The sequence below is a fragment of the Flavobacterium sp. CFS9 genome, from assembly GCF_041154745.1.
GTDB lineage: Bacteria > Bacteroidota > Bacteroidia > Flavobacteriales > Flavobacteriaceae > Flavobacterium.
The window spans coordinates 3,255,245-3,268,089 of sequence record NZ_AP031573.1; the positions used below are offsets into that span (position 1 = coordinate 3,255,245).

Here is a 12,845-nt window from a genome sequence, read left to right on the forward strand (position 1 = left end):
ACATATGTCCTATTTTTTAACTAAGAAAAGGATTCTTCGTAATTGTAAGTACATCATTAATAACTGATGATAAAATTAACAAAGGTAATCCATCAAATAACCCTTTTTTTTTATAATATTTATACCTGAAATATATTTAAAAATTTCCATTTTAATATTGCTTGATCATTTACGTGGTATTAAAATGGCTAGGCAATTTTTGTCCATTTCATTATGAAATTTCATATGAAAAGATGAAAACCAATTTTTTAAATTTATAATTATTTTAAAATCTTAATATTACTGGAATGAATTGGACAAGTTTTACAACATATGGAGATGGTTACAATCAAGCCTTCGAGACTCTTTGCAATCACTTATTTGAGCGTAAACTTCGCAGGGAGTACAAAGAAAAACTGCTGAAATTTAATGTAATTAATGGTGCAGGTGGTGATGGCGGTATAGAAGCTTATGGACTCTTGGACAATGGAAATATTATAGCAATTCAGGCAAAGTGGTTTAGACAGACTCTCGGCCCATCTGAAATCTCCCAGATTAGGAAATCAGTGACGACCGCAATGGATCTAAGGCCGCAAATAACTGAATATTTAATCTGCGTCCCACGTGCTGTAAGTTCCTTAAAATTTGGTCGTGGAAAAAAGGGTTTAAGTAAACAGCCTATACAAAACCATGAGGAAAAAACTGTTGATCTGTTTACAGATGAAATGGAACAACTGTATCCTAAATTAAGTATTAGTTGGTGGTTCGAGCAGGATATTGAGTCTCAGATTATGTATGAAGAAAATGAAGGAATTCATAAGTTCTGGTTCCAAGGGGAAGTCGTTTCTTTTCAACGCTTAGTAAAGCAATTTAATTTGGAAAAAGCTAGCTGGCTGCATGACCGCTACATTCCTGAATTAAACGGAAAAGGAGTTATTTATGACAATATTCAGCAATTGCTTTATAATAAATCATTTCGTGATCGTTTGTGCAAAAAACTGGAGTCAAACTTGTCCACGTTGCAAATGGTTGACAGACTGTTGACAAAATTCATTGACAATTTGGATAATAGCCCGCTATTTAGAGATCAGTTACAGGATATTCTAATGATGACGCGCGAGGATTTAAGTACTGCCAACCAGCTTGTTAAAAGCATAAGTGCAGGTGATAATACTATTGTTATTCCTGCCTCAAAACAAAAGAAGATAGAAAGGGAAACGCTTGAGGCTTTTGAAAGAATGCCTGAAAGCAACAAATACATGTCAAAGAAACCTTTATTGGATGCACTGGTTAAAGTTAATGAAATTGATGTTGCCAATATTTTTACTTCGGTTGTCACTGAGGCCAACCAAAACGGAAAAATATTTTTAGGAGATGCAGGTACTGGCAAGACACAAGGTATGAGCCACACGGTTGAAACACAACTACAAAGTAAATCACCGGCAATTATCATTAGAGCCAAAGGCACACCAAGCCAAAACTGGACATCAGTCCTTTCAAATAGTCTTGATCTCATCGGATGGGATACTTACCAAATTCTTACCGCCTTAGATACACTGGCAATTCGAAATAATCATAGATTTGTTGGTAGTTTAAAAGCAGGAACATCCTCCACGGAAGATACTAAAATAGTTATATGCATTGACGGACTTGAGGAAGATATTAAGCATTGGCCTGAATGGCATGATCTTATAAATCAAAGCATCGTTCTAATGAAAGACTTTCCAAGATTGAAGTTTGTTTTTACAGCAAGAAGTTATTTTCTCAACAAAAACAAACTTGCATGTTCGGAAGGTTTTGAGGTTATTGAGCTGCCTCGAGAAGGTGATGTCCGTATCTTGGATGTTATTGATCATTATTTCAGCAAGGAACATTATAATATTTCGATTGAACCCAGAACACTTATTAGAGGAATCGACAGTCTTTATGCCCTCAGGCTTTTTTGCGAACTTTATAAAAATCAGAGACTAACAGCTGCTGACGATATAAAGGTTGTGGAAAAAGCTTTATTAAAATTAAAAGTGGGACGAGTAAGTGACGAGTTTTCAGTACTTCATGACTCGGCAGGAGGAGCACGAAGACCAGTAATTGATGCGTTGCAAGTTATAGCAGATTGTTTTTACAGTGACGCCTTGATAAGCCACGAAGTATTATTTCAAAGATTAAATGATAAAGTCGGCCACTATTTAGGGGCTCAAAAGATTGATATCCTGATAAAATATTTATCAGATAATGGATTTTTAATAAAGAGTGAACGGCCGATTGAAGATGACATTTTAGGGGATGTTGCTGTTGTTTATGAGCTCCCATATCAGTCAATTATGGAGCGAATTATGGCAGATAAATATGCGAGGGCAATTGCCAATGGTGAACTAGCAGGTATACCACCGTTTTTACTGGAAAAAGCAGTTTTTGAAGATGATAGCGAACATAATGTTCACGTGCTGGTCAGCCGAAAGATTGTTCAGAATATTATCAGCACCATGTTTGAAGACTATGGAAAGCTTATCGGGGAGAACGGATTTCTAACAGCGGGACTTGATGAAGAACAGATTTTTAGCCTTAAGATTGAAGCTCTCATTAAAGCACCACTAGAGCATGCTGTTAGATACAAGGAATCAATTGTAAGTTTATTTTTGAAAGATTATAAGAGCAGATATTCAATATTTAAAAATTTAATTCTTCCTGCTGCTGCACAGCCCGGCAGTTTTTTTGGAGCAGAGTTCCTGCACGAAATCCTAATGAAAGAGCCAAATGCATTTTCACGTGACATGATTTGGCTAGGCTGGGATGCATTCCAGATAAGTAATCTTGATGGTAGAGATCAAAATAATTACCCACTTTATAATCTTCAAGTTGCTATAAATCCAAACGGCATTGATGAAGTTATATCTTTATCACCATTAGCGCTTCATAATGAAATGCCTTTATTATATGGATGGTCATTGTCTACATTAGATCAAAATCTGAGACACAATTTAAGAATCGGTTTAATGAAATGGGCAATTGAGCAGCCAGACGAATTTGTATTGCTTTTAGAAAAATTATTTAGATGTAACGATCCGCAGATAAAGGAAGATTTGGCATCAATCGCTCTGGGAGTAACTACAAAAATTAAGGATAAGACCACGATCAAAAATCTTGCTTTATGGACAATACAAAATGTATTTAAAAATTGGAACATCCATAGGAGTGTCATTATACGTCAAGGCTTTAGAGGTATTGTTGAAAAAGCCTTTGCAAATGGCTTAATAGGCGAGGATTTAGTAGTTTTGGCGAGGCCGAGAATAGTTTTAGATGATGAGCCACTAATACTGGATGTAGATGCTTTGCAGATTTCCAAAGAGCAAATATACCCTATTGTGCATGATCTCGCTTGGTATGTCGTAAAGGGTGCTTATGAGGATTTCTATAGTATCGGTTATAATCCAGGTGAGAATAGCGCTAGAGGTACATTTCTAAAAATGCGTATGGGCACCAGCAAAGTTGACCTGGCTCCGCATCGATGGGCAATGGCTGCAGCTATTAGTTACATCAAAAGCCTGGGATTCAATAGAGAAAAAGGCAATGGGATGACACAGGCTTCCCATGGAAGTAAAAGTGAGATTTTTACTTTAGAGGAAAAATATACTTGGTTGGCAGTCCATTATATTAAAGGCTATCTTTCAGATCATCTTCCTTTGGATAAAGACGGTGAATCTTTGGAGGATTATAGTCAAATAGTGGATATTCCCAATCCAGCAGAGTATGTAAAATCGCAAATGGATGCAGATTTTCAACCGCATTGGGTAATACCAGAAAATCTGGTTCCGGAGGCTAAATCAACGATTAATTTCGATGAACAAATAAGTAATGAAATAGCCAAAGAACCAAATCTTAATTTTGAAAGATGGATATCATACCCAATGAGTGACTTTTCCCAGGAATTGGAGGATAGGAATTTAATAGCATTATATAATTATACTTCACTAGTAGATTCTCAACAATACTTTAAAACAGGGATTGAAATCCATGCTTGTATAATAAAAAAAGGAGACTCTGCTTTAATAAGGAATATGCTTTTAACAAGAAGGGACATTTTGGGAACTGCCCAGCATATCGATGAATTGTACTCTTCTCCAAAAACTGAAATTTATAGTAATCCATCAGATATCGTTTGGATGCATTGGATTGGTGAAAGGGAACACTCAGCGATTTATTTTAATAATGAAGGAGATGAAAAGAACATGTATTATGGCATTGCCAAGGTAACGCACAACAGTCCAGAGGGAGAAAAAGAGGTTTTTATTCCCTCTAAACTTGTACGCGAATTGGTTGGAATTGCGTCTATGGATGGGAATTATTTTATAGGCCGCAGCGGTAATATCGTAGGTTTTACGAACGCAATAACTGGAGTGAATTATCAAAAGCAGGAAATACTTCTTTTGGAAAAGGATACTCTTTTAGAGCAGCTCGATAAAAATAACTATGAATTGGTATGGTTTGTTGAACACCTATCTCGAAAAAACCCTTTAAATCCTTCTATTGAAAGTTCAGTTTATCAGCAGAAATGTAGAAAATATTTTATCTATAATGAAAATGGTGAAATTAAAAATATAAAATATTGGGATGATAAATATTCAAATTAAATACATGATAAGATTGTATCAAAAAAATAAGCTAAATTAAAACAAACGGGAAACGCATTTTATGGAACAACTATTAGAGGGAAATGCTGCATCGGATATGAAAATTTGTGCTTACTGTAAAAATAAATATTTTGAGGATTCAGAACATGTATTTCCTTTGGGATTAGGAGGGGAGAATATTTTTATGAACTGTGTCTGCTCTGCCTGCAATAATTATTTTTCGGGCTTAGAGAGAGAATTGTATCAGAAATCACCCATAGCCTTGGCGCGAAGTGTTGAAGAAGTAAAAGGATATAAAAAAAGCCAGAAGGCCTTTTTAAAAGCTTCTTCTCTTCTTAGTCATGATGTTGAAAATGATATACTTTACGAAGTAGGACAGTACGGAAAAATGAATGTTTTTATACGTCCTCAATTGTTTGAAGTTGATGGACAGTTGTATGGCCAGGCTGGTAAAGAAAGTCCCGGTATGGAGCAGCTGCTTCTAAAATTAAAACACTGGGCGGAGAATAATCTGCGAGTAGTTCTTGAGTTGCCAAAATATAAAGGTGATGCAGCAAAATATGTAGAGTTTGTAAGAGATGGAAATCATTACAGCTATACCATTCTCACGGGAGAGCTTAAAATAAGAGAGGAAATTATCGTAGACATACTCTCTGAGAATGATCCAAATTACAGAATATTAAAAGCCAGAGTGTATCTCAACGATGAAAGAAAATTAAGAGCAAGGAGTAATACAGAAGAGCAGGTTATTTTATTCTTTCTTGAATTCCTTCATAAGAAAATTAAAGGAGTGTCTGTTAAAGACTATCCCTATTTTGGTGATATTCCTTCTACTGTTTCGATTGTCCACAACTATGATCAGCTAAAATTGGAACAGGCTCTGGTTAAAATTACAGTAAACGTTCTTCTTTATTACTTCCCTGACTTGAAAGTAAATTTAACTCTTGAACGTTATATAGGTTTTGTGATGAAAGCAACACATAGGCCAAGCATTCAGTTCACTGATCGCAGTGATATTATCGATTCAATCAGGGATGCTCATACCATTTTTCTTTATCAGATGGAGAATGAAGTACACGTAAGATTAAGTTTGTTTAGCGGAGTTTTTGCATTTTCATTTTTCCTTGACGCTCTGTCTCTTACTTTGGTCGGTAAATTTTATAGATTTACAGTGGAGTATAAAGATCAAAAAAATACATTTGAAGACTATAATGCTTTTTTTAAATCATTTAATAAATAGAGCAGCTCACGAAAAAAGTTTGGTAAATATAGAAACTCCACGCAGCCCTATTGTGTTCAGTTTTAATCCGTAGGTGTTTTTATCTCCATAGGAATGCCGTTTTTGTAATAGGGTATACTGAAACTTCATCTCTGTTTGCAGCAAAGTAGAAGCTTATTTATTTGTTTGCTAGAAGCGATGACCTACAGTTTCGAACCTGGACCTTTAAGATGTTGATAAATAGAAAGTTTTGTTTGCAGTGAAACAAAATGCCCCGATTCTGCCATAAAACTTCAAAGGACTGAATTTTTCAAAAAATTAGCCTGCCGAAAACCCATTTATGACGTATACAGTTTCGAATCTAAGCCTCTTAAGTATTGTTTTTATTGGATTTCTTGTTTCCTAAAACTGCAAGTGCCACGATTCTGCCACAAAACTTATCTCGATGAAAAAAACGACAATATTCACCTTACTGTTTGCGGTAGGAATAGTATCGAGTCCAAAACTTTTAGTAGCAAGTAACGTATCAACTCCAAGTTTAATTTTTGATTTTCTCAGGTGCAAAGCCTTTTTAAAACGACTTGATTTTTAGTCGCAAAAAAGGTAGCAACTCTATTAAAAACGTTTTTGATTTCTCATATGTTAATTATGTTCTAAATGACATTGTTCCTTTTACATTTTTAAATGATTGTGGTGGTCTTAAAGTAAAATTTGAAATTACATTTATATCTGGGGTAATTTAGTTTTAGTATTTTTGTTTTCGTAAGAAACATTCTACGTCACTTATTATTAATAATTGCATCATGGCGAATAAAGAAAATAATATAACACTTATTGAAATTGATTTACTTAATGAATTATCTCAACTTGTAGAGCAAAGTCAAAAGCAGGTTATCGTTCAAAATAATGCTACCTTGACATTGCTTTTTTGGCAGATAGGTTTTAGAATTAATGAAACGATACTTCAAAATAAGCGCGCTGAATATGGAAAACAAATTGTGCCGACACTGTCGGCACAATTAGAAACTAAATATGGCAGAAGTTTTACTGAAAAAAATTTGAGACGAATGCTTCGTTTTGCAGAACAATTTTCTGATCAGCAAATGGTGATAGCATTTTCACAAAAATTAAGCTGGTCACACTTTATTGAATTATTACCCATAAAAAATCATGATGCCATGATTTTTTATGCAAATCAGGTTAACAGTCAATTAATGAGTGTAAGGGAGTTGCGAAAACAAATAGAAAAGAAAACTTTTGAACGTACAGAAATAGCAAACATACAGATACCTGCCTCTGATAAGAATTTACAATATAATTTCAAAGATCCATATTTACTGGATTTCTTAAATTTAAGGAATGGTTATTTAGAAAAGGATTTAGAACAGGCAATATTATATGAGTTAGAAAAATTCATTCTTGAGCTTGGAAAAGGATTTACATTTGTGGAGCGTCAGAAACGAATGATCATAGATGGCGAAGATTTCAATTTAGATTTGCTTTTTTATCATCGTAAATTAAAGCGACTAGTGGCAATTGAATTAAAATTAGGGAAATTCCAGGCTAAACATAAAGGACAAATGGAGTTGTATTTGAGATGGCTGGATAAGTATGAAAAGCAGGAAGGCGAAAAAACACCAATTGGATTAATACTGTGCGCGGAAAGCAGCCGTGAACAAATTGAATTACTTGAAATGCATAAAGATGGAATAATAGTTGCTGAGTACTGGACCGATTTGCCTCCTAAAAAACAGTTTGAAGAAAAAATTCATTCGTTATTAACTGAAGCAAAAGAAAAAATAGAAAGAAAATACCTTTCTGAATAAATTTCAAATCCAATTATGTCTACACTGTAGACACAATTGAAATTAAAAAATAATTAATTGGGAAATAAAGCAATTTTATTTGTTTCTATTTACGTCCGCAGTGCGGACGCAATTAGAAATGTCTAGAAATAATAGATTTATTCAATTTGTAGATTGCTGTTAAATGTGGAGATTATCGTTTCCGAGCCAAAATCTATATCCTTCAACCTGCAAATTAAAAATCTCTGTTTAGCTGAAATCTCTCAACACTGTTGAGAGATTTGGATAATCTTTATTCACTAAAAAAATAAAAGGAGTATAACTTTTTTGTCCATGTCAATTGTGTCCGCAGTGCGGACACAATTTGAAATGTTTTTGTAGGCTTCGTTTCATTTTATTTATATGTCCGACAAATAGTGCTTTGATTTTTTGTTATAAATTTGTCTAAACTTTTGGGTGCAGTCTAATTTAAGGGATCTCTTTCTAAAAAAAAATATTACTTAAACTTAGATTTAAGTTTTTCCATATCTTTCATTATATTAACATCTAAAACCTTTGCATAATGCTGTGTCTGCTTGGTATTGGTATGCCCCATCATGGCTGATACGTTTTCAAGTCTTACTCCATTCCCTAAAGTGACAGTGGTGGCAAAGGTATGTCTGGCAACATACCATGTAAGGTGTTTGTCTATGCTGCAGGCGTCAGCAATTTCTTTTAGATAAGCATTCATTTTCTGGTTAGATATTTTCGGGATAAGACCTTTCTGCTGGTTTTTATATTTAGAAATAATTTTCTCAATAGTAGGCAATACTGGAACATTGGCTCTAATGGCAGTTTTAGCTCTGTTGGTCATAATCCATAAGTTTCCATTTGAATCTTCAGATAAGTTTCTTTCGGACAGATCCATTGCATCGACGGGCGCATATCCTGTATAACAGCTGAAAAGAAATATATCCTTGACCTTTTCCAGACGGGGCGTTGAAAATATTTTATTCTCGATCGTATTCAGTTCCAGCTGGGTTAGGAAAACAGCATCTTTTACACTAAGCCTTCCGTCATAAACGTTGAATGGATTTTTTATGATCAAGTCCATTTTAATGGCGTAATTGCAGGCGGTTTTATACATTTTCATGTATTTTACCACCGAATTGTTTTTGATTCCTGTCTGGTCTTTGAAACTGCTCTCGTATTTAAGGAACTGCTCCAGTTTAAAGACAAAGGAGCTTGATATTTCAGATGCGGGCATATCTTCATTTTTGTAGGTACTGGTGATGAAATCCAAAAGTAAATCCCTCGCTCTTTTGTACTTCTGCAGTGAAGCCGCTGCGCGTTCTCCAGAATTAACTCTTTTGGTGAAGAATATATTGTATGTTTCCATAATTTCAATTATGGAAGAACCTTGAGGCTGGCCGATTTGGACTTTTCCTGTAAGTTCAGCTTTTAGCAATTCCAGATCAACGTCAGGATCAATTCGGAAAAGTTCTGTAAACTTCTTTTCGGCATTAAGCTGCATAAGATCAAGAGAGCTTTTAATTACCTTCTCTTTTTCTGCCTTCAATGTATTTTTCAGGTGGTTGGTCTGGATCCATCTTTCTTTCGAGATGAATTTTCCAGAGCCGATTGTAATCTTTTTGTTTTTATAAGAAAGTCTAAGGATAATAGAGCATTCTCCGTCTCGGTTAACTCTGCCGGATTTTAGCAGAAAAATTGTTTTTAACATGTTATCTAGTTTTAAAATTAATAATCAAATTGAATTAAAAATTTTAAGAGAGCCCATTAACAGCAGGGAATTCCCGGGGAATTCTTTTGTTTTGGTGGTCCATTTTTGAGAAAAACGATCTCAAAAAAAGTGGGTCACTAATTGTGCCACTATCCTTTGATAAAACATGTGCTTTTTGAAAAGTATGCAAAAAGAAAAAGCCTTTAAACACTAGTGTTTAAAGGCTTTTGACTTTTAAAGTTTCTTTTGAAACTTCTACTGGCGGAGAAAGAGGGATTCGAACCCCCGGACCTGTTACAGTCAACAGTTTTCAAGACTGCCGCATTCGACCGCTCTGCCATTTCTCCAGTATGTTGCGACCATTTGCTGATTGCGAGTGCAAATATAAGACGCTTTTTCGGTTCTCAAAACTTTTTCTGGCCTTTTTTTAAGACTTTTTTGAAATAATTTTCAAGTATCTAATTATCAGTATTTATGAAAAGTAGATTTTTGATAAAATTAGTTTAGATCGTCCAAAATAGGCACCGGTTTTTTGTTTTCATCCACTGCAACAAACGAAAATGTTCCTGAAACTACGGTTTCGCGAAGCTCGGAATACATTTGTTCCATAAAAATATCAACGTGAATTTTACAACTCGTTCTTCCAACACTGATCACTTTGGCTACTAATTCGATTAAAGTTCCTGCCGGAATGGCTTTTTTAAAATCGATTTGACCGGTTGAAATTGTAACTACTTTTTTTCTGCTGAATCTTGTCGCACAAATAAAAGCAACTTCGTCCATAACATGGAGTGCTGTTCCTCCAAACAAAGTGTCGTAATGGTTTGTTGTACTCGGGAAAACCGCTTTAAAAATTCGTGTTTCCGATTTTATAATTCTTTCTTCTACTGTTCCCATATATTAATAACTTACGTATTCGGTAATTTCAAGTCCATATCCAATCATTCCCACACGTTTGGTTTGTTCCGTGTTAGAAACCAGTCTGATTTTTGAAATGTCGATATCGTGTAAAATTTGAGCGCCAATTCCGTAATCTTTGCTGTCAATGATTACTTTTGGTGCTTTCATTGTTCCTTCTGCCTGTAACGTTTTAAGTTCCGAAATTCTGTTCAACAGATTCACCGCTGTCATATCCTGATTGATGAATAACACGGCTCCTTTGCCATTTTCATTAATCACTTTAAACATATCGTCTAATTGCTGCTCGGCATTATTAGTTAAAGTGCCCAGTAAATCATTGTTTACCTGTGAAGAATTGATTCTCGTTAAGATCGCATCGCCAAGATTCCAGGTTCCTTTTGTTAAGGCAATATGAATTTGTTTGTTGGTAGTTTGCTCGTATGCTCTTAATCTGAAAGTTCCGAAGCGGGTTTCAATATCAAAATCCTCTTTTTTTATAATCAGACTATCATGTTGCATTCTGTAAGCTACCAAATCTTCAATCGAAACTAATTTTAAATTGAATTTTTTAGCAACTTTTGCCAATTCCGGTAAACGAGACATGGTACCGTCTTCATTCAAAATTTCGCAAATAACACCAGCTGGTTTAAATCCTGCTAATCGGGCAAAATCTATCGCTGCTTCTGTATGTCCGGTTCTTCTTAAAACTCCGCCTTGTTTGGCTACCAAAGGGAAAATATGTCCGGGACGTGCCAATTCATGTGGCTTAACATTTGAATCGGTTAGAGCTATTACCGTTTTAGAGCGGTCAGCTGCCGAAATTCCTGTGGTTACACCATGACCTTTTAAATCTACAGAAACCGTAAAAGCAGTTTCCATATGATCGGTATTGTTGGTTACCATTGGTCTTAGGTCCAATTCCTTGCAACGGCTTTCTGTCAATGGAGCACAAATTAATCCACGTCCGTGAGTAGCCATGAAATTGATCATTTCCGGAGTTACTTTTTCGGCTGCAGCCAGAAAATCACCTTCATTTTCACGATCTTCATCATCGACTACAATGATTACTTTACCCTGACGAATGTCTTCAATAGCTTCCTCAATGGTGTTTAGTTGTATTTTTGTTGTTGACATAGTTATTCTTTATTTTGAGCCGGAAAGAACCGCTCTGAAATTTTTTGAAATAGTTGTGAGATTGGGGTTGTAATTGCATCAAAGTTGATTAATCCGTTGTCGTTAGTAGCACGATACGTTAATAATACAGCTAATGGTGATAGTATAAAAGAGGACATCCATGATCCTAAAAACGGATTCATTGCGCCTTCCTGTGAAAGTCTTTTTCCGAAAGTATTGATGAAATGGAACGTAATAAAAATTAAAACGGCAAATACAATAGGCAGACCAAGTCCTCCTTTGCGGATGATAGCTCCTAATGGTGCGCCAATAAAAAACATTAAGAAACAGGCAAAAGCGATTACAAACTTTTCGTATAAGGCTGTTAAATGTTGGTTGATATCTCTTTGTTTTTCTTTTAAATCGTTTTGTGTTGACTCAATAGAATAGACATTGCTTGTCACATTACTGCTTGCCATTCTTATCACATCAGCCTTCTCTTTATTGGTGTAGCGCGATAAAAGATCATTGGGCAGATTTTTTTTCTTGATGGTTGTTTTTACAGATGGTACGGCTGATTTGGTAATACCCACACGCTGATTGATATTTTCTGAAAAGGAGATGATTTCATTATCCAGATTTTTGTTCAGGGAATCCAGTGTATAACGAAGTTCGCTAATATTCAGCATTCCGTTGGTGTTGCTTATATTTTCTTTATCGTCATCGGTTTTGTTTAATTCGGATAAATCAATATTGATGATCTGTTTTTTGAAGGCACTTTTTATGAAAGGCAGTTTAGCGCGATCCTCATATTTTTTCGGAGTAACATCCTGATAGTAATATCCGTCATTTAAAACTAATTTTAAAATACTGGATTTTTCGTTACTCATCAATTCACCATCCTTGGCTTTAATAACGGTTTTGTTTTCGCCGGTATTGGTTGGTTTTTCGTGAATGGTAACACCGGTTAAAATGTTTCCGTTTTCACCGGATTTTTTGTTGACTTTAATGTTGTAAAATCCAACATCATTAAACTGTCCTTCAGCAATTGCCATGGCAGGTTTAGCCTGTGCTATATTTTTTCGGAAATTGATGAATTTATATTCTGCATACGGAATTACATTATTGGCGAACCAGAAAGCGACAATACTTAAAACAAAGATAAATACGATCAAACCTCGCATTGCTCTCTGAAGTGATATCCCCGATGATTTCATCGCTGCGAATTCATAATTCTCAGCCAGATTTCCGAAAGTCATAATAGAGGCCAGTAAAACCGATAGGGGTAAAACCAGCGGAATGATTCGGGGCATTGAGAACAAAAGGAATTTCACAACCAGGATCAAATCGAGATCTTTACCTGCAAGTTCAGAAATAAAGAGCCATACGGTTTGAAGTATGAAGATAAAAAAAAGGATTACAAATACCGTAGTAAATGTAATCAGGAATGTTTTTAGTAAGTATTTGTCTAAAATTTTCAA

7 protein-coding genes and 1 tRNA gene are annotated in these 12,845 nt (G+C 35.1%); 3 read left to right on the forward strand and 5 right to left on the reverse strand.

Annotated features, from left to right (window positions below; all coding sequences use genetic code 11):
* Positions 1 to 287: 287 nt before the first annotated feature.
* The 3 genes from ACAM30_RS13770 (at position 288) to ACAM30_RS13780 (ending at position 7,652) form a co-directional block, all read left to right on the forward strand.
* Complete coding sequence (locus ACAM30_RS13770; protein ID WP_369615184.1) at positions 288 to 4,607, forward strand: hypothetical protein; 4,320 nt, start codon at positions 288 to 290, stop codon at positions 4,605 to 4,607.
* A gap of 61 nt (positions 4,608 to 4,668) precedes the next feature.
* Entirely contained in the window at positions 4,669 to 5,847 is a 1,179-nt protein-coding gene (locus ACAM30_RS13775; protein ID WP_369615185.1) for an HNH endonuclease, read from the forward strand.
* A gap of 782 nt (positions 5,848 to 6,629) precedes the next feature.
* The gene (locus ACAM30_RS13780; protein WP_369615186.1) at positions 6,630 to 7,652 is read left to right on the forward strand and encodes a YhcG family protein; all 1,023 of its coding nucleotides are present in this window, start codon (positions 6,630 to 6,632) and stop codon (positions 7,650 to 7,652) included.
* Between the two features lie 475 nt (positions 7,653 to 8,127).
* Here ACAM30_RS13780 and ACAM30_RS13785 read toward each other — a convergent pair whose 3' ends face one another.
* From ACAM30_RS13785 to ACAM30_RS13805, 5 genes are all read right to left on the reverse strand, one after another.
* On the reverse strand, positions 8,128 to 9,351 hold the full coding sequence (locus ACAM30_RS13785; protein ID WP_369615187.1) for a phage integrase SAM-like domain-containing protein: 1,224 nt from the start codon (positions 9,349 to 9,351) through the stop codon (positions 8,128 to 8,130).
* A gap of 259 nt (positions 9,352 to 9,610) precedes the next feature.
* Positions 9,611 to 9,698: transfer RNA gene (locus ACAM30_RS13790), tRNA-Ser, on the reverse strand.
* A gap of 151 nt (positions 9,699 to 9,849) precedes the next feature.
* Positions 9,850 to 10,248 (reverse strand): acyl-CoA thioesterase, encoded by a 399-nt coding sequence (locus ACAM30_RS13795; RefSeq protein WP_017495517.1) that lies wholly within the window; start codon positions 10,246 to 10,248, stop codon positions 9,850 to 9,852.
* A 3-nt stretch (positions 10,249 to 10,251) separates the two neighbouring features.
* Positions 10,252 to 11,385 carry a 3,4-dihydroxy-2-butanone-4-phosphate synthase gene (ribB, locus tag ACAM30_RS13800; protein WP_369615188.1) on the reverse strand — a complete coding sequence of 378 codons (1,134 nt, stop codon included), beginning with the start codon at positions 11,383 to 11,385 and terminating at the stop codon, positions 10,252 to 10,254.
* Between the two features lie 2 nt (positions 11,386 to 11,387).
* On the reverse strand, positions 11,388 to 12,845 hold the full coding sequence (locus ACAM30_RS13805; RefSeq protein ID WP_369615189.1) for an LptF/LptG family permease: 1,458 nt from the start codon (positions 12,843 to 12,845) through the stop codon (positions 11,388 to 11,390).